Annotated in this window: 7 protein-coding genes; 1 reads left to right on the top strand and 6 read right to left on the bottom strand. The window is 35.4% G+C overall.

The genetic code is table 11. The annotated features are described in order from the left end of the window. Position 1 precedes the first annotated feature (1 nt). The 5 genes from CW733_RS01295 to CW733_RS01275 form a co-directional block, all read right to left on the bottom strand. The gene (locus CW733_RS01295; RefSeq protein WP_100994962.1) at positions 2-409 is read right to left on the bottom strand and encodes a 6-carboxytetrahydropterin synthase; all 408 of its coding nucleotides are present in this window, start codon (positions 407-409) and stop codon (positions 2-4) included. Then, complete coding sequence (idi, locus tag CW733_RS01290) at positions 393-929, bottom strand: isopentenyl-diphosphate Delta-isomerase (RefSeq protein WP_100994960.1); 537 nt, start codon at positions 927-929, stop codon at positions 393-395. Before idi ends, CW733_RS01295 begins: the two co-directional genes overlap by 17 nt. A 148-nt stretch (positions 930-1,077) precedes the next feature. Then, positions 1,078-3,000, bottom strand: coding sequence for an OmpA family protein (locus CW733_RS01285; protein WP_100994958.1), 1,923 nt, complete (start codon positions 2,998-3,000; stop codon positions 1,078-1,080). A gap of 17 nt (positions 3,001-3,017) precedes the next feature. After that, positions 3,018-3,950 carry a type IX secretion system membrane protein PorP/SprF gene (locus CW733_RS01280; RefSeq protein ID WP_100994956.1) on the bottom strand — a complete coding sequence of 311 codons (933 nt, stop codon included), beginning with the start codon at positions 3,948-3,950 and terminating at the stop codon, positions 3,018-3,020. Between the two features lie 60 nt (positions 3,951-4,010). Next, the gene (locus CW733_RS01275) at positions 4,011-18,353 is read right to left on the bottom strand and encodes a Calx-beta domain-containing protein (protein WP_100994954.1); all 14,343 of its coding nucleotides are present in this window, start codon (positions 18,351-18,353) and stop codon (positions 4,011-4,013) included. Positions 18,354-18,888: 535 nt separating this feature from the next. Between CW733_RS01275 and CW733_RS01270 the strand changes: the two genes are divergently transcribed. After that, the gene (locus tag CW733_RS01270; protein ID WP_100994952.1) at positions 18,889-20,478 is read left to right on the top strand and encodes a peptide chain release factor 3; all 1,590 of its coding nucleotides are present in this window, start codon (positions 18,889-18,891) and stop codon (positions 20,476-20,478) included. A gap of 305 nt (positions 20,479-20,783) precedes the next feature. Here CW733_RS01270 and CW733_RS01265 read toward each other — a convergent pair whose 3' ends face one another. Next, a complete protein-coding gene (locus CW733_RS01265; protein WP_100994950.1) occupies positions 20,784-21,104 on the bottom strand; it encodes a DUF3467 domain-containing protein in 321 nt (106 codons plus the stop codon). Positions 21,105-21,263: the final 159 nt, after the last annotated feature.

Genomic DNA, 21,263 nt, shown 5'->3' with positions numbered 1-21,263 from the left:
ATTAACCTGAATAGCTTACGAAGTTCCTAGGTGTTTCGTATAAAGTGACTTCTAAATCTAAATGTGATTCTAGCTTTACTTTTATTTTTTTATGAATAACCACTACAATGTTTTCTGCTGTAGGATTCAAATCTTTAAACTCCAAAACATCTAAGTTTAGATTTTTATGATCGAAGACATCTTCAACTTCATTTTTAATAATATCTCTAAGAGTTTTAATATCTATTACAAAACCTGTTTCTGGATCTATTTCTCCAGTGACACTTGCTATCAATTCGTAATTATGTCCATGATAGTTAGGATTATTGCACTTACCAAAAACAGCGTTGTTTTTTTCGTCGCTCCAATCTTTTCGATACAGTCTATGTGCTGCATTAAAATGTGCTCGCCTACTAACTGTTACTTTCATCTGTAATGTTTATGTATTGGTAGAATTTATCGAAAATAATCTTAAACCAAGCTGTATATAACTCTGGTTGTTCTATTATATCCTGTTTTACGATTTCTAATGGCATCCATTTCCAAGCTTCCACTTCGTTTGTATTAATCTTTGGAATAGCGTTATAATAGCCAACCATAATATGGTCTAATTCGTGTTCTGTTAAACCATTATCGAAAGGCGCCTTATAGATAAAAGACATTTTCTCTTTTAATGGTGCTACAAAGCCCATTTCTTCTTGTAAACGCCTTGTACCAGCTTCGATATTGCTTTCTCCATCTCTTTGGTGGCTACAACATGTGTTGGTCCATAAACCTGGTGAATGGTATTTGCTTAAAGCCCGTTGCTGAAGCATTAACTCGTTTTTATTATTAAAAATAAAAACAGAAAAAGCACGATGTAAAACAGCTTTTTCATGCGCTTCCATTTTAGGCATTAAGCCTATTTGCTCGTCTTTTTCGTTTACTAAAATTACTTTTTCTTCTGCCATATTTTTATAGAGGAAAGCAAATTTACAAAATAGACCGTATAATTTAGGCCTTTTAAGTTTATTTTAATATTGCATGTAAAGCATAAAAAAGTGCCATATCTCTATGGCACTTTTTTATTTAATACTTATTAATACTTTATTTCTATTGCTAATTTTTAGTTACAATAAACATACTACGTCTATTTTGTTGATGTTCATCTTCACTACACTTAACACCGTCTGAACACCCATTTACAAGTTGTGTTTCTCCATATCCTCTACCTGAAAGACGACTAGATGAAATTCCACCTTTTTCAATTATCCAATTTCTAGTTGAAACGTTTCTACGTTGCGATAATGCTTCATTATAAGAATATGGTGCTCTGGAATCCGTATGCGACTGAACATCAATACTTACAGAAGGATATTCATTTAAATAGTTAATCACTTTCTGTAACTCTATTTGTGCGTCTGGTCTAATGTAAGACTTATCGAAATCAAAATATATAGGATCTAAATCTAATAATTTAAATAAATCTACTCCAACAGAAGCTGGTTCTGCAATAATAGTTTTTGGAGTTAAATTTAACTTTAGAGTTAAATCTAATTTAATCTCAGGGTCAATAATATATGTTAATTCTTCTGGGCTATAACCTTCTTTACTAGCTACAGCTTTATAAGTTCCTTTTTTACAATCTGTATTGTAGCTAAATGCTCCATTAACATCTGTTGTAAAACGGTATACTTTTTCTTTGCTATCATTGTAAATAATAACATTAGCTTCTGGTATTACAATATTAGTGTTCTTATCTACAACTGTCCCAGCTACTAGTTGATTACATATTTCTCGTTGAAATCTATAAATATCATCATCACCTTTACCATTATATCGGTTAGAAGTAAGATATCCAGTATTAGTAAATTCATCTATAATAAATTCAAAATCATCACGTGGACTGTTAATAGGCTTACCTAAATTTTCGATTTTTTCAATATTTCCATCTAGACTTGCATAGAAAATATCTAAACCTCCTAAACCTTGATGTCCATTAGAAGAAAAGTATAGTGTTCCATTATTACTAACATAAGGAAAGTTTTCACGCCCTTCTGTATTTACTACGTCTCCTAAATTTGTAGGCTCTCCATAATTACCATCTTCTAAAATATCTACTACAAATATATCAGACTGACCTCTAGTTCCAGGCATATCTGAAGCGAAATATAGCTTTGTATTGTCTAAACTTAATGCAGGATGCGCAACGTTATATTCATCGTTGTTAAATGGCATAGATATTAAATTACTCCATTCTCCATCATCATTTAATGTCGCTTTGTATATTTTTAAACCTACAACTTTATCACTACTCTTTCTTTTTTTACCATTATGATAGTTATTACGAGTAAAGTAAATGGTTTTTCCATCATCAGTAAATGATGTTGAAGACTCGTGATACTTTGTATTTAATACCTTTGAGAATCTTTTAGGTGTCTCTCCTTCTTTTGCAAAAAACAAATCAAGAAAAGGTTGCTCATTCCATTTGTATAATTTCCCTTCTCCTCTTGAAGAAGCAAATACGATTCCATCTTTGTAAAACGATGTACCAAAGTCTGAAAACCTAGAGTTAAAATCTAAATTTTCGATAGTAAAATTACCAGACAATTTATCGATTGTTGTTAAGTAATCTGGAGATTCTAAATATTTTATTGATCTTGAATCGTTAGGTTTAAGAACTGCAAATTTCTTTAAATATTTATTAGCAGCTTCATATTTACCTGTAGCTTTAAGAGCCATAGCATATCTATAATAATTTTCAAAATCTATTGCTGTATCTTGAGCTAGAAGTTCTCCGTACCATTTTGCAGCTTCTTCCATTTCAACATTAAAATAATAGGCATTAGCTAATTTGGTTAAAACCTCAGGGCTATTATTTCCAGATTTAACAAGCTTATTAAGGTCTCTAATTACCTCTTTGTACTTTAAGTTCTTATACTCTTTATCTACACCAGTATTAACCTTACCATCCTCTTGGGAAAAAGCAGTATTAAAGGTTATAGAAAAAATTGCTAGTATTATATATATTCTTTTTTTCATAATTACTATTTTCTATATTAGAAGAATCTTGGTGATAATATTTTTTGCTCATCGAAAATTTCAAATCTTAAAAACACTTCATACGAACCTTGTTCAAACTGTGTTTTTCCTAAATCTGTGGTTTCTCTATCGTAAGCTAAACCTAACATAAGCCTATCTGTTAATTGATAACCAACTAAAGCACTTACCGCTGCACTCCATCTATAAGCTAAGCCTAATGTTAATTTTTCTCTTAAAAGAGCGTTAACAGTTAAATCTGCTTGTAATGGTGCTCCTGCAACTCCTTTTAATAATACAGCTGGTTTCAATTTTAAATCTGAATTAATATCAAATACATATCCACCTATAAGATAAAGGTTAACATTCTCTTTTGCTACAGATAGAGAAGCTTCATCAAAATGTTTAGTCTCTAATAAATTAGGTGCAGACAAACCAACATACCATCTATCTCCTTTTCTATAATAAATACCAGCACCAATATTTGGTGAAAATTTATTTTCAATATCAGATTGTAATAATTGATCATTTGCATTGAACTGACTTAACTCTGAATAAGCCACATCTAATAAGTGACCACCAGCTTTTAAACCAAAAGCTAGTTTTCCTTCTTCTGAAGTATTAATCGTATATGAGAAATCAATATCAAAATAAGTTTCATGAGTTGGACCAATATTATCATTAATAATAGATAAACCTAAACCAACTTTTTCATTATCACCAATAGGAGAATGAATATTAAAAGTTTGCGTATCTGGAGCACCATCTAAACCGACCCATTGTGTTCTATACAACCCTGTCATGCTAATACCTTCTCTAGATCCTGCATAAGCAGGATTTACACTCATTGTATTATACATATACTGTGTGTATTGAGCGTCCTGTTGCGCAGTACTTTCTAAAGCAAAGATAGAACTGATAAGAGTTACTAAAATTAATATTCTATTTTTCATTATAAAAGGTATAATTTAATTTTGAAGGCAGAACTGCTCTGCCTTCATTATTGATTTTAATTAACGTTGAATGTATAAGTGACCAGCTTTAGATTTAGCTTCGTCTCCTTTTTTGTATTTAACAATATAGAAATATGTTCCGACTGGTAATTGTTCTTTTTGTTTAATTGTCACTCTACCATTAGATTCACCTTTAAAGAAATTATCGTTTTGACCATAACCTTCAGTTTCATAAACTAAAACTCCCCATCTGTTATAAATCTCAACAGTATTTTCTGGGAATAACTCAATGTTTTTAATAACAAACACATCATTATCGTTATCTCCGTTTGGTGTTACCGCTTGGAAAACTTCTAAATCATCTATAATAGTACCATTATCAAACTCTAAGTAATCTGGAAGACCATCTCCATCACTATCCTGTGCATCTCCTCCAAATCCTATACCATCTTCATTTGAATCAGCATTCTCATCAATAGTTAATATACCATCATTATCATCATCATCATCTAAATAATCAGGTATACCATCACCATCAGTATCGTTATCCGTTGGATCATCATTTCCTGTTGAATCAACATCTCCATCTGAAACATCTACATCTCCATAATCTTCATTAATAGTATCAACTCCATCATTATCATCATCAGTATCTAACCAGTTTGGTATACCATCTCCATCTGTATCTCCTAGAGCGAATTCAAGACCGTTTATTACATTGTCTTCATCACAATCTCCATTAAACCAATCTGTAGATTGAGGTAATGTTACACTGTCTGTTAAGAAGCTACAATCACTTAATGGATCTGTTCCGTCAACTATTTCTTGACCGTTTGTTACACCATCTCCATCACAATCTGCTGCTAGCCAATCTATAGTTGGTTCTACTGTAATATCATCTTCAATAAAACTACATGGATTATTTGGATCTGTTGGATCTTCACCATCCGGAGGTGTTAATTCATCTCCATTTGTTACACCATCTCCATCACAATCTGCCGCTAACCATATGTCACTTGGCGTTTCTGTAATATCATCTGAAATGAATTCACAAGGATTAGTTGGATCTGTTGGATCTTCACCATCTGGAGGTGTTAATTCATCTCCATTTGTTACACCATCACCATCGCAATCTGCATCTAAATCAGAAAGACAATCTTGTATTGTTACAGTTCCACTTGGATCTGTATTACTTGTGTTTCCACTTGTAACCGTTCCATCAACTGTAAATATTTCATCACCTTCAGAAATAGTATCAACTGTAATAGCAATAACTACAGCTACACTTGTTTCTCCTGCTGGAATTGTTACAGTAGTTGTTGTTTCTGTGTAATCTGACGTTCCTGCTGTTCCTGTTGTTGTTACAATATCTACTACTGTATCTACTGAACTTACTACATCAATTGTTACTGGTACTGTTGCTGTTCCATCTCCTTCGTCTACTGTTACATCTCCTATTGTTATTGTCACTGAATCGTTATCTGTAATAGTTACCGTTCCACTTGGATCTGTATTTGTTGTGTTTCCACTTGTTACTGTTCCGTCAACTGTAAAGTCTTCTGGTGACTCACTTATTGTATCATCAGTAATTGGTATAATAACATCTACACTTGTTTCGCCTGCTGGGATAACTACTGTTGTTGTTGTTTCTGTGTAATCTGATGTTCCGGCTGTTCCTGTTGTTGTTACAATATCTACTACTGTATCTACTGAACTTGGTACATCGATTGTTACTGGTATTGTTACTGTACCATCACCTTCGTCTACTGTTACATCTTCGATTGTTACTGTTGGTGTAGCATCGTTATCTGTAATAGTTACTGTTCCACTTGGATCTGTATTACTTGTGTTGCCACTTGTTACTGTTCCGTCAACTGTAAACTCTTCACTTGGTTCATCTGTAACATCTTCTAAGATTGGTACACTTACGCTAACACTTGTTTCGCCTGCTGGAATAACTACTGTTGTCGTTGTTGTTGTGTAATCTGATGTGCCTGCTGTTCCATCTGTTGTTACAATAGTAATTATTGTATCTACTGAACTTGCAGTATTTAAAGTTACTGGTACTGTTGCAGTTCCATCTCCTTCATCGACGGTTACGTCTCCGATTGTTACATTAACTGAATCATTATCAGTAATTGTTACCGTTCCACTTGGATCTGTATTTGTTGTGTTTCCACTTGTTACTGTTCCGTCAACTGTAAAGTCTTCTGGTGACTCACTTATTGTATCATCAGTAATTGGTATAATAACATCTACACTTGTTTCGCCTGCTGGGATAACTACTGTTGTTGTTGTTTCTGTGTAATCTGATGTTCCGGCTGTTCCTGTTGTTGTTACAATATCTACTACTGTATCTACTGAACTTGGTACATCGATTGTTACTGGTATTGTTACTGTACCATCACCTTCGTCTACTGTTACATCTTCGATTGTTACTGTTGGTGTAGCATCGTTATCTGTAATAGTTACTGTTCCACTTGGATCTGTATTACTTGTGTTGCCACTTGTTACTGTTCCGTCAACTGTAAACTCTTCACTTGGTTCATCTGTAACATCTTCTAAGATTGGTACACTTACGCTAACACTTGTTTCGCCTGCTGGAATAACTACTGTTGTCGTTGTTGTTGTGTAATCTGATGTGCCTGCTGTTCCATCTGTTGTTACAATAGTAATTATTGTATCTACTGAACTTGCAGTATTTAAAGTTACTGGTACTGTTGCAGTTCCATCTCCTTCATCGACGGTTACGTCTCCGATTGTTACATTAACTGAATCATTATCAGTAATTGTTACCGTTCCACTTGGATCTGTATTTGTTGTGTTTCCACTTGTTACTGTTCCGTCAACTGTAAAGTCTTCTGGTGACTCACTTATTGTATCATCAGTAATTGGTATAATAACATCTACACTTGTTTCGCCTGCTGGGATAACTACTGTTGTTGTTGTTTCTGTGTAATCTGATGTTCCGGCTGTTCCTGTTGTTGTTACAATATCTACTACTGTATCTACTGAACTTGGTACATCGATTGTTACTGGTATTGTTACTGTACCATCACCTTCGTCTACTGTTACATCTTCGATTGTTACTGTTGGTGTAGCATCGTTATCTGTAATAGTTACTGTTCCACTTGGATCTGTATTACTTGTGTTGCCACTTGTTACTGTTCCGTCAACTGTAAACTCTTCACTTGGTTCATCTGTAACATCTTCTAAGATTGGTACACTTACGCTAACACTTGTTTCGCCTGCTGGAATAACTACTGTTGTCGTTGTTGTTGTGTAATCTGATGTGCCTGCTGTTCCATCTGTTGTTACAATAGTAATTATTGTATCTACTGAACTTGCAGTATTTAAAGTTACTGGTACTGTTGCAGTTCCATCTCCTTCATCGACGGTTACGTCTCCGATTGTTACATTAACTGAATCATTATCAGTAATTGTTACCGTTCCACTTGGATCTGTATTTGTTGTGTTTCCACTTGTTACTGTTCCGTCAACTGTAAAGTCTTCTGGTGACTCACTTATTGTATCATCAGTAATTGGTATAATAACATCTACACTTGTTTCGCCTGCTGGGATAACTACTGTTGTTGTTGTTTCTGTGTAATCTGATGTTCCGGCTGTTCCTGTTGTTGTTACAATATCTACTACTGTATCTACTGAACTTGGTACATCGATTGTTACTGGTATTGTTACTGTACCATCACCTTCGTCTACTGTTACATCTTCGATTGTTACTGTTGGTGTAGCATCGTTATCTGTAATAGTTACTGTTCCACTTGGATCTGTATTACTTGTGTTGCCACTTGTTACTGTTCCGTCAACTGTAAACTCTTCACTTGGTTCATCTGTAACATCTTCTAAGATTGGTACACTTACGCTAACACTTGTTTCGCCTGCTGGAATAACTACTGTTGTCGTTGTTGTTGTGTAATCTGATGTGCCTGCTGTTCCATCTGTTGTTACAATAGTAATTATTGTATCTACTGAACTTGCAGTATTTAAAGTTACTGGTACTGTTGCAGTTCCATCTCCTTCATCGACGGTTACGTCTCCGATTGTTACATTAACTGAATCATTATCAGTAATTGTTACCGTTCCACTTGGATCTGTATTTGTTGTGTTTCCACTTGTTACTGTTCCGTCAACTGTAAAGTCTTCTGGTGACTCACTTATTGTATCATCAGTAATTGGTATAATAACATCTACACTTGTTTCGCCTGCTGGGATAACTACTGTTGTTGTTGTTTCTGTGTAATCTGATGTTCCGGCTGTTCCTGTTGTTGTTACAATATCTACTACTGTATCTACTGAACTTGGTACATCGATTGTTACTGGTATTGTTACTGTACCATCACCTTCGTCTACTGTTACATCTTCGATTGTTACTGTTGGTGTAGCATCGTTATCTGTAATAGTTACTGTTCCACTTGGATCTGTATTACTTGTGTTGCCACTTGTTACTGTTCCGTCAACTGTAAACTCTTCACTTGGTTCATCTGTAACATCTTCTAAGATTGGTACACTTACGCTAACACTTGTTTCGCCTGCTGGAATAACTACTGTTGTCGTTGTTGTTGTGTAATCTGATGTGCCTGCTGTTCCATCTGTTGTTACAATAGTAATTATTGTATCTACTGAACTTGCAGTATTTAAAGTTACTGGTACTGTTGCAGTTCCATCTCCTTCGTCTACTGTTACATCTCCTACTATTACAGTAGGCGTTGGATCGTTATCTGTAATAGTTACTGTTCCACTTGGGTCTGTGTTAAATGTGTTGCCACTTGTTACTGTTCCACCAACGGTGAAATCTTCACTTGGCTCATCTGTTGTGTCATCTAAGATTGGTACACTTACGTTCACACTTGTTGCTCCTGCTGGAATAACTACTGTTGTTGTTGTTGTTGTGTAATCTGATGTGCCAGCTGTTCCGTCTGTTGTTACAATAGTAATTATTGTATCTACTGAACTTGGAATACTTAACGTTACTGGTACTGTTGCAGTCCCATCGCCTTCGTCTACAGTTACATCGCCTATTGTTACATTAACGGAATCGTCATCAGTAATCGTTACCGTTCCACTTGGATCTGTATTTGTTGTGTTTCCACTTGTTACTGTTCCATCAACGGTGAAGTCTTCTGGTGACTCACTTATAGTATCATCTGTAATTGGGATAATAACATCTACACTTGTTGCTCCTGCTGGAATAACTACTGTTGTTGTTGTTTCTGTGTAATCTGACGTGCCTGCTGTTCCTGTTGTTGTTACAATATCGACTATTGTATCTACTGAACTTGGTACATCGATGGTTACTGGTACTGTTACTGTTCCATCACCTTCCTCTACTGTTACATCTCCTATTATTACTGTAGGTGTTGGATCGTTATCTGTAATAGTTACTGTTCCACTTGGGTCTGTGTTAAATGTGTTGCCACTTGTTACTGTTCCACCAACGGTGAAATCTTCACTTGGCTCATCTGTTGTGTCATCTAAGATTGGAATAATTACGTCTACACTAGTCTGTCCTGCTGGGATTGTTACTGTTGTTGTTGTCGTTGTGTAATCTGATGTTCCGGCTGTTCCGGCTGTTGTTACAATATCTACTACTGTAGCTACTGCACTTGGTGCATTTAAGGTTACTGGTACTGTTGCTGTTCCGTCTCCTTCATCGACAGTTACGTCTCCGATTGTTACGATTACTGAATCATTATCTTGGATTGTTACTGTTCCTGATAAATCACTTCCTGCAACATTTACATCTCCTGAATCTACTGTTCCATCTACTGTGAATGTTTCATCTAATTCATCTATAGTATCGTCTAAGATTGGGATGATAACATCTACTGATGTTGCTCCTGCTGGGATTGTTACTGTTGTTGTTGTCGTTGTGTAATCTGATGTTCCGGCTGTTCCGGCTGTTGTTACAATATCTAGTACTGTAGCTACTGCACTTGGTGCATTTAAGGTTACTGGTACTGTTGCTGTTCCGTCTCCTTCATCGACAGTTACGTCTCCGATTGTTACGATTACTGAATCATTATCTTGGATTGTTACTGTTCCTGATAAATCACTTCCTGCAACATTTACATCTCCTGAATCTACTGTTCCATCTACTGTGAATGTTTCATCTAATTCATCTATAGTATCGTCTAAGATTGGGATGATAACATCTACTGATGTTGCTCCTGCTGGGATTGTTACTGTTGTTGTTGTCGTTGTGTAATCTGATGTTCCGGCTGTTCCGGCTGTTGTTACAATATCTACTACTGTAGCTACTGCACTTGGTGCATTTAAGGTTACTGGTACTGTTGCTGTTCCGTCTCCTTCATCGACAGTTACGTCTCCGATTGTTACGATTACTGAATCATTATCTTGGATTGTTACTGTTCCTGATAAATCACTTCCTGCAACATTTACATCTCCTGAATCTACTGTTCCATCTACTGTGAACGTTTCATCTAATTCATCTATAGTATCTTCTAAGATTGGGATGATAACATCTACTGATGTTGCTCCTGCTGGGATTGTTACTGTTGTTGTTGTCGTTGTGTAATCTGATGTTCCGGCTGTTCCGGCTGTTGTTACAATATCTACTACTGCAGCTACTGCACTTGGTGCATTTAAGGTTACTGGTACTGTTGCTGTTCCGTCTCCTTCATCGACAGTTACGTCTCCGATTGTTACGATTACTGAATCATTATCTTGGATTGTTACTGTTCCTGATAAATCACTTCCTGCAACATTTACATCTCCTGAATCTACTGTTCCATCTACTGTGAATGTTTCATCTAATTCATCTATAGTATCTTCTAAGATTGGGATGATAACATCTACTGATGTTGCTCCTGCTGGGATTGTTACTGTTGTTGTTGTCGTTGTGTAATCTGATGTTCCGGCTGTTCCGGCTGTTGTTACAATATCTACTACTGTAGCTACTGCACTTGGTGCATTTAAGGTTACTGGTACTGTTGCTGTTCCGTCTCCTTCATCGACAGTTACGTCTCCGATTGTTACGATTACTGAATCATTATCTTGGATTGTTACTGTTCCTGATAAATCACTTCCTGCAACATTTACATCTCCTGAATCTACTGTTCCATCTACTGTGAATGTTTCATCTAATTCATCTATAGTATCTTCTAAGATTGGGATGATAACATCTACTGATGTTGCTCCTGCTGGGATTGTTACTGTTGTTGTTGTCGTTGTGTAATCTGATGTTCCGGCTGTTCCGGCTGTTGTTACAATATCTACTACTGTAGCTACTGCACTTGGTGCATTTAAGGTTACTGGTACTGTTGCTGTTCCGTCTCCTTCATCGACAGTTACGTCTCCGATTGTTACGATTACTGAATCATTATCTTGGATTGTTACTGTTCCTGATAAATCACTTCCTGCAACATTTACATCTCCTGAATCTACTGTTCCATCTACTGTGAATGTTTCATCTAATTCATCTATAGTATCGTCTAAGATTGGGATGATAACATCTACTGATGTTGCTCCTGCTGGGATTGTTACTGTTGTTGTTGTCGTTGTGTAATCTGATGTTCCGGCTGTTCCGGCTGTTGTTACAATATCTACTACTGTAGCTACTGCACTTGGTGCATTTAAGGTTACTGGTACTGTTGCTGTTCCGTCTCCTTCATCGACAGTTACGTCTCCGATTGTTACGATTACTGAATCATTATCTTGGATTGTTACTGTTCCTGATAAATCACTTCCTGCAACATTTACATCTCCTGAATCTACTGTTCCATCTACTGTGAATGTTTCATCTAATTCATCTATAGTATCTTCTAAGATTGGGATGATAACATCTACTGATGTTGCTCCTGCTGGGATTGTTACTGTTGTTGTTGTCGTTGTGTAATCTGATGTTCCGGCTGTTCCGGCTGTTGTTACAATATCTACTACTGTAGCTACTGCACTTGGTACATTTAAGGTTACTGGTACTGTTGCTGTTCCGTCTCCTTCATCGACGGTTACGTCTCCGATTGTTACGATTACTGAATCATTATCTTGGATTGTTACTGTTCCTGATAAATCACTTCCTGCAACATTTACATCTCCTGAATCTACTGTTCCATCTACTGTGAATGTTTCATCTAATTCATCTATAGTATCGTCTAAGATTGGGATGATAACATCTACTGATGTTGCTCCTGCTGGGATTGTTACTGTTGTTGTTGTCGTTGTGTAATCTGATGTTCCGGCTGTTCCGGCTGTTGTTACAATATCTACTACTGTAGCTACTGCACTTGGTGCATTTAAGGTTACTGGTACTGTTGCTGTTCCGTCTCCTTCATCGACAGTTACGTCTCCGATTGTTACGATTACTGAATCATTATCTTGGATTGTTACTGTTCCTGATAAATCACTTCCTGCAACATTTACATCTCCTGAATCTACTGTTCCATCTACTGTGAACGTTTCATCTAATTCATCTATAGTATCGTCTAAGATTGGGATGATAACATCTACTGATGTTGCTCCTGCTGGGATTGTTACTGTTGTTGTTGTCGTTGTGTAATCTGATGTTCCGGCTGTTCCGGCTGTTGTTACAATATCTACTACTGTAGCTACTGCACTTGGTGCATTTAAGGTTACTGGTACTGTTGCTGTTCCGTCTCCTTCATCGACAGTTACGTCTCCGATTGTTACGATTACTGAATCATTATCTTGGATTGTTACTGTTCCTGATAAATCACTTCCTGCAACATTTACATCTCCTGAATCTACTGTTCCATCTACTGTGAATGTTTCATCTAATTCATCTATAGTATCTTCTAAGATTGGGATGATAACATCTACTGATGTTGCTCCTGCTGGGATTGTTACTGTTGTTGTTGTCGTTGTGTAATCTGATGTTCCGGCTGTTCCGGCTGTTGTTACAATATCTAGTACTGTAGCTACTGCACTTGGTGCATTTAAGGTTACTGGTACTGTTGCTGTTCCGTCTCCTTCATCGACAGTTACGTCTCCGATTGTTACGATTACTGAATCATTATCTTGGATTGTTACTGTTCCTGATAAATCACTTCCTGCAACATTTACATCTCCTGAATCTACTGTTCCATCTACTGTGAATGTTTCATCTAATTCATCTATAGTATCTTCTAAGATTGGGATGATAACATCTACTGATGTTGCTCCTGCTGGGATTGTTACTGTTGTTGTTGTCGTTGTGTAATCTGATGTTCCGGCTGTTCCGGCTGTTGTTACAATATCTACTACTGTAGCTACTGCACTTGGTGCATTTAAGGTTACTGGTACTGTTGCTGTTCCGTCTCCTTCATCGACAGTTACGTCTCCGATTGTTACGATTACTGAATCATTATCTTGGATTGTTACTGTTCCTGATAAATCACTTCCTGCAACATTTACATCTCCTGAATCTACTGTTCCATCTACTGTGAATGTTTCATCTAATTCATCTATAGTATCTTCTAAGATTGGGATGATAACATCTACTGATGTTGCTCCTGCTGGGATTGTTACTGTTGTTGTTGTCGTTGTGTAATCTGATGTTCCGGCTGTTCCGGCTGTTGTTACAATATCTACTACTGTAGCTACTGCACTTGGTGCATTTAAGGTTACTGGTACTGTTGCTGTTCCGTCTCCTTCATCGACAGTTACGTCTCCGATTGTTACGATTACTGAATCATTATCTTGGATTGTTACTGTTCCTGATAAATCACTTCCTGCAACATTTACATCTCCTGAATCTACTGTTCCATCTACTGTGAATGTTTCATCTAATTCATCTATAGTATCTTCTAAGATTGGGATGATAACATCTACTGATGTTGCTCCTGCTGGGATTGTTACTGTTGTTGTTGTCGTTGTGTAATCTGATGTTCCGGCTGTTCCGGCTGTTGTTACAATATCTACTACTGTAGCTACTGCACTTGGTGCATTTAAGGTTACTGGTACTGTTGCTGTTCCGTCTCCTTCATCGACAGTTACGTCTCCGATTGTTACGATTACTGAATCATTATCTTGGATTGTTACTGTTCCTGATAAATCACTTCCTGCAACATTTACATCTCCTGAATCTACTGTTCCATCTACTGTGAATGTTTCATCTAATTCATCTATAGTATCTTCTAAGATTGGGATGATAACATCTACTGATGTTGCTCCTGCTGGGATTGTTACTGTTGTTGTTGTCGTTGTGTAATCTGATGTTCCGGCTGTTCCGGCTGTTGTTACAATATCTACTACTGCAGCTACTGCACTTGGTGCATTTAAGGTTACTGGTACTGTTGCTGTTCCGTCTCCTTCATCGACGGTTACGTCTCCGATTGTTACGATTACTGAATCATTATCTTGGATTGTTACTGTTCCTGATAAATCACTTCCTGCAACATTTACATCTCCTGAATCTACTGTTCCATCTACTGTGAATGTTTCATCTAATTCATCTATAGTATCTTCTAAGATTGGGATGATAACATCTACTGATGTTGCTCCTGCTGGGATTGTTACTGTTGTTGTTGTCGTTGTGTAATCTGATGTTCCGGCTGTTCCGGCTGTTGTTACAATATCTACTACTGTAGCTACTGCACTTGGTGCATTTAAGGTTACTGGTACTGTTGCTGTTCCGTCTCCTTCATCGACAGTTACGTCTCCGATTGTTACGATTACTGAATCATTATCTTGGATTGTTACTGTTCCTACTGGATTTGTATTACTTGCATTTCCACTAGTTACGGTTCCATTTACTGTGAATGTTTCGTCTAATTCATCTTCTGTATCCTCTAAGATTGGAATCACAACATCAACACTTGTTTGCCCTGCTGGAATCGTTACTGTTGTTGTTGTCGTTGTGTAATCTGATGTTCCGGCTGTTCCGGCTGTTGTTACAATATCTATTACTGTATCTAAGGTACTAATCGCATCGATTGTTACTGGTACGGTTGCTGTTCCATCACCTTCATCTACGGTTACATTTTCAATTGTAATAGCTACAGAACACTCTAAAGCTAAGACTGAATCATCTATAGAAGACCCTATAGCTTGACCAGCTCCACTATTTGCAAGATTTGGCACACCAGTTGAACTTACTCCTCCATTAGCACTAGTATTAATGCTACCATCTGGGTTTAATTGAGTCAATCCAATATTTGTTGCCGCACCTTCAATAGCATCTGGACAACCATCGTTATCACTATCTAAATCTAAATAATCTGGAATACCATCATTATCAAAATCTGAAGTACAACCGGGAGTCACTTGCGTAGTCGTTGTAGGATTCCCAAAAACTATTGTATTAAATAAATAACCTGTATCGAATTGTCTTTTAGAAAATGTTATATCAAATTCATCTATAAAAGGCATTTGTATACTAAACCAAAGATTCTCATCGTTTGCTGCAGGTGCATTACCTGTAGATGTAACTTTAAGAAAATCCCCAGAAGTACCAAAAGAAGATAAAGAGACGTTGTTTGCTACTAATAAAGAGGTCGCAGTAGTTACTTCGTAATTTAAAATATCTTCCTTATTAAACTCAATCAACTCACCAGGAGTTGTATCGTCAATATCTTGAAACACCATATTAGCAGGCACTTCAATAAGAGTATTGCTACCATTAATTAAAAATTCGAAATCAAAATTAGCAAAACCAGTTGTTGCTGGACCTGTACTCGATAAATATATAGGGTAGTAAATAATTGGCTGTCCTCCACCTGGATCAAAACTTTCCCCAGAAAGATCTGCAACTAAATTAGCTGTATCAGAATTATTTAACACTGTAATTCTTAAATCTATAGCAGTACCTTCGTACGAACCTACGTTAGCATATGTTGCGCTATCTCCAATATTCCCTGCATTACCACTAGGTATATAAGTTAAATCTGAAGATTGAATAAGAATATCTACTGTTTTAGAAGGCGAACATTCGTTTATATCTAAAATACCATCATTATCATCATCTAAATCTGTTATATCATCTACTCCGTCACCATCAACATCTGACAATACCTCAACATAAGCAAAAGCCGTTGTACAATTTGTTGGTGTATCAGTTTCACAAATTTGATACTCTATTACATAGTTTCCAACTGGAGTACCTGCTGTTACATTAACTGCTCCTGTTGAAGTATTTAAGGTTACTCCTCCATTAGATGTACTTAATTGAGTTAGAGTTACTCCACCAACTCCAATTGCTGGCACATTACCGTCTAAATCATCATTTGAAAGTACATTAACAATTGTAACTCCACCAACACCTTCTATAACAGAGCCATTATCATCATTTGCTGTAATAGACAGTGTCGTTTTACAGAAAGATATATCCTTAATAGCTGAACCATGAACAGTCCCAGCAGTACATGCTGTACATTCATCCCAAACCAAAGTAATTGAAGAAATACCGTTAGCACTAGTAAAGTTTACACCTGCTTCATCATTTGTTCCTGAAGTAGAATTATCATTAGAATCAATAAAACCAGAACTGTTTGTTGTATAAGATGGGTTTGCCGATTCTGTAAATGTTGGGAAAATTGCTCCATCTACTACATCATTAGCAGTTATAGTGTAACTATCTCCATTTGGTCCAGAACCATTTATATGTGATAAATCAAAATCAATAACATTAACTGTTTCAGAAAAAGTTATTGTAATAGTTATGCCAGTTGCATTAAATCCATTTGTAAAAAACTGCAATGCTTCATCTCCATTATCTGTTCCTACATTTGGTGTTTGTGTTCCCCATATTCCTAAACTACCCGTATCACCAGTAAATGCTACTGTAGCATTAATTCCACTTCCTGAAATATCATTAAATGTGTTTGCAAGAGAACCATCTGGAGTCCAGTCAAATTCGCTACTATTGGTAGGTGCAGTTTCCCATATTAATGTACCAGAAGCAATTGCATTAGCACAAGGATCAGCAAAACCACATAACTCAACTGTTGCTGGAATAACACATTCAAAACTAGTAGCTACTTGGTCATTTCCTGTTGAAGTCAATCCCCCTTCACTACCATCTATTACGTGTCCTACAAAACAAATAGACCCTCCATTAGCACGATTAAAAAATGTTGTTGCATGACCACCAACACTTGCATGAACAGGATCATCTGTTCCAACTGTAAATGAAGGCGGAATTGTTGGGTCGTCTGTAAATCCACCATGACCTAAAGAGCTACTACTACTTATACCCCAAGTGTATAATATATTTGTATCTGATGCTGTGGCACCTGCAGTAATAACAGAAGCTCCCGCATGTTCTTCAGATGTATGAGATGTTGACAATTGAATAGCGCCTACAAAATCTCCTCCTCCAGAGGCTTGAACTGCAGTCCATGTATTTACAAGATTAGAAGCACTTGTTATTAACTCTCCATCAGTATTATGTCCTACACCATAAATTTTTGTATCTGACCCTAATGCTAGTAAACCTGTTTCACCATTACCTCCAGTCGGGCTATCATCTGGATTATCCATAAATGAAGCAATATAGGTTATAGGAACAGGAGGCGCCATCATTTGAGTAGCAAAATCCAAGTCTTGAGCTCCGGTTCCGTTTCCAAGTACAACATCATCTCCCCATGTATAAATATCACCATTACCTAATAGTGCATAACCAGCATATTTATTTCCAGTAACATTAGCTACCCCAGTTAATGGAACTCCGGAAGACGTTTCAACTTGTTGCCATATACTATCATCATTATCATCGTTACCAGTTGGAGCTGTTGTTCCAGATGTAGCTACCCATATTTCACCTGCGCTTATAACAAATAACACATCAGAACTTGCATGAATTTGCGTAATGTTTGCAGCAGTAAAAGGTAAGGTTTGCGTAGCATTCATATCATTGAACGCATTATCAGTACCAAAATCAGCACTTATAACTTCACCAAGATTTCCCCAAACATATAAACTTGTAGTTGTTGCTAAAAAACCTTGAGCTCCACCATTTCCTGACAACCCAAAATGTATTGGAGTACCAGTGTATGTATAACCGTTACCTGGTATAACTTCTGTAATAGTATTTGCGTTTCCACCACTAGCAGCCATATCTTCTCCCCATGCTACAATATTTGTAGTGGTTTTAGCCATTGAACTATGATATGATGTTATTAACACATCAGAATTAGGATCAAAAATTCCTTCTGAAGTAATTGTTGGACAATCCTGAGCACTTAAATTATTAAGTGCGAAAACCGAAAGTCCTAGAGTTAATAAAAGGCTTTTAAGTAATGATAAATTAAACGAGAATCGGTTAGAGATTTCCATATTAGAATGAATGTAATTAGATTTTTTATTTTTATAGTAGGTATAACTAAATAAACCAGCAAGACTGCTGGAATACATTATGTTTTTTAAAATTGAAATTGAATGAATTTCAAGAAACTTCGCGATTAAATTTATTAAAGTAATTTTGATCATATATTACTTGTTATTGATTATAAAGAGAAAACAAATCAAATTTTTTGCTCATGTAAAAAATATACTACAAGAGAGTTTAATTTCTACGCTATTTAGGCATTTTATTCGACAAGGTGTAATCACTTTAATACATTAAACTATCATTTATTTCGAAAAAGGTTATCAATAATCTTTTAATATCAACAATTTTTTCAATTTACAAAGCGAGCATAAAAACTAAATAAATTTGGCTCCATAGAAAACTTACTCTTTGAAATATGCAAATTATATCACGCAAAAATATTTTAAATATATTGTAGTAGACAAAGAAGCGCCTGAATATTTAAATTAATTAGTCAAAACGCGAAATTAAACGCTGAAAAACAAATTTTCACACGTGTAACAAACAAATCTTACACGAAATCTTAATTTAATAACAAAAAACGAGCAATTATATTATAAAACTAAAGCCTTAAAACATATTAAAAGTGCATAAAATAAATTAAAATTCATTAGTATTTTTAATACAACTATATTTGCAAAAAATCTATTTTTAATGAAATTTTTAGACGAAATTAAGAGAAGGCGAACATTTGGTATTATCTCGCATCCAGATGCAGGAAAGACAACACTTACTGAGAAGTTACTTCTTTTTGGTGGTGCTATACAAGAAGCTGGCGCAGTAAAAAGTAATAAGATAAAAAAAGGTGCTACTAGTGATTTTATGGAGATTGAACGCCAACGTGGAATCTCTGTCGCTACCTCTGTTTTAGCTTTTGAATATGATGGTATAAAAATAAACATTTTAGATACTCCAGGTCACAAAGATTTTGCTGAAGATACTTTTAGAACACTAACAGCAGTAGATAGTGTTATTGTTGTTATAGATGTTGCAAAAGGTGTTGAAGAACAGACCGAAAAACTAGTTGAAGTTTGCCGTATGCGTAACATACCTATGATTATTTTTATTAATAAAATGGATAGGGAAGGTAAAGATGCATTTGAGTTATTAGATGAAATTGAACAAAAATTAGGGCTAAGAGTTACGCCATTAAGTTTCCCTATTGGAATGGGTTACGATTTTAAAGGTATCTATAATATATGGGAAAAGAATATAAACTTATTTAGTGGAGATAGTAGAAAGAACATTGAGGAAACTATAGAGGTATCTGACTTAGCTTCAGAAGAATTAAACACTTTAGTTGGTGACAAAGCTGCTAATGAATTAAGAGAAGAAATAGAATTAGTTCAAGGAATATACCCTGATTTTAACAATCAAGAATACTTAGATGGTAAACTACAACCTGTATTTTTTGGTTCTGCTTTAAATAGCTTTGGTGTTCGTGAATTATTAGATTGTTTTGTTGAAATAGCACCAAAACCAAGAGCTAAACAAAGTGAAGAACGATTAGTAAAACCAGATGAGGATAAGTTTACTGGTTTTGTTTTTAAAATTCATGCCAACATGGATCCAAACCACAGAAATCGATTAGCGTTCGTAAAAATAGTCTCTGGAGAATTTAAAAGAAATACTCCTTATTTACATGTGAGACATAATAAGAAGGTTAAATTCTCTAGTCCTAATGCTTTTTTTGCTGAGAAAAAAGAGATTGTAGACATCTCTTACCCTGGTGATATAGTTGGATTACAAGACACTGGAAGTTTTAAAATTGGAGATACTTTAACTGAAGGAGAAATTTTAAATTATAAAGGAGTTCCTAGTTTTTCTCCAGAACATTTTAGGTATATTAACAATGCTGATCCATTAAAATCTAAACAACTATATAAAGGAATTGATCAATTAATGGATGAAGGTGTTGCCCAATTATTTACTTTAGAATTAAATGGAAGGAAAGTAATTGGTACCGTTGGTGCTTTACAATATGAAGTGATACAGTATAGATTAGAACATGAATATGGAGCAAAATGCACCTATGAAAACCTAAATGTATTTAAAGCGTGTTGGATTGAACCTGAAGATCCAAAAAATGATGAATATAAAGAGTTTTTAAGAGTAAAACAACGCTATTTAGCTAAAGACAAAAGTGGTAAACTAGTATTTTTGGCTGATTCTTCTTTTTCTCTACAAATGACACAACAAAAATATCCAACAGTGAAATTTCACTATGTTTCAGAATACGAATAGCTGAAATCGATTTTAAAGATTTTTAAGAGGTTTTAAACACTAAACACTACATTCTATAATTAAAATTGATTTTTAAAAATAAACACCTCTATAGAAGTTAATCTTTTTACAAAAATCAATTTTAATTATAGATTACTACTTTATTATCAATTTTAATTATAACTTGTTCTTTTAGTAAAAAAACCTCTAAATTCTATTTAGAGGTTTTTTTATACTTGACCTCATTGTCTTAATTATTTAATGTGCTAAAAATATATTTTTAGCACATTAAATAATTAAGACTCTATGGACAAATTATGAAATTATTATGCTTGACCTGTTGGTCCAAAATTTAATGGTATTGGAGGTTGTTCGTAATCTTTTATTTCTCCATGTGCTTTTTCAAATCTTTGTACATTTTCTCCTAAAGCTTTTAATAATCGTTTTGCGTGTTGAGGCGTTAAAATTATTCTAGATTTTACCTTACTTTTTGGTGTTCCAGGCATAATACTAACAAAATCTACAACAAACTCTGATACAGAGTGATTAATAATTGCAAGATTAGAATACGTTCCTTCAGCTACTTTTTCGTCTAATTCTATGTTAATTTGATTTTGTTTCGGTTTATTGTCTTTATTATCTGCCATATTTTATGTTTTATAGTTCCTATTAATTTGTTTAGCTCTCGATAGTTATCTCAACAAGGAGGAAACTGAATGATTATATTAAAATAAAAAGTCCTGCTATTATATAGCAGGACTTTTCTAATATTATTTAAAACTCTCGTTTCAATTTAAGAAGCTTCC

This window comes from Lacinutrix sp. Bg11-31 (genome assembly GCF_002831665.1).
Lineage (GTDB): Bacteria > Bacteroidota > Bacteroidia > Flavobacteriales > Flavobacteriaceae > Lacinutrix.
Note: the sequence above shows the minus strand (reverse complement) of the source record. Positions and strands in the feature narration are given on the sequence as shown.

Bases quoted from the DNA above. Each gene is read 5' to 3' on its own strand.
- CW733_RS01295 (WP_100994962.1), bottom strand. From the start codon at position 409: ATGAAAGTAACAGTTAGTAGGCGAGCACATTTTAATGCAGCACATAGA.
- idi (WP_100994960.1), bottom strand. From the start codon at position 929: ATGGCAGAAGAAAAAGTAATTTTAGTAAACGAAAAAGACGAGCAAATA.
- CW733_RS01285 (WP_100994958.1), bottom strand. From the start codon at position 3,000: ATGAAAAAAAGAATATATATAATACTAGCAATTTTTTCTATAACCTTT.
- CW733_RS01280 (WP_100994956.1), bottom strand. From the start codon at position 3,950: ATGAAAAATAGAATATTAATTTTAGTAACTCTTATCAGTTCTATCTTT.
- CW733_RS01275 (WP_100994954.1), bottom strand. From the start codon at position 18,353: ATGATCAAAATTACTTTAATAAATTTAATCGCGAAGTTTCTTGAAATT.
- CW733_RS01270 (WP_100994952.1), top strand. From the start codon at position 18,889: ATGAAATTTTTAGACGAAATTAAGAGAAGGCGAACATTTGGTATTATC.
- CW733_RS01265 (WP_100994950.1), bottom strand. From the start codon at position 21,104: ATGGCAGATAATAAAGACAATAAACCGAAACAAAATCAAATTAACATA.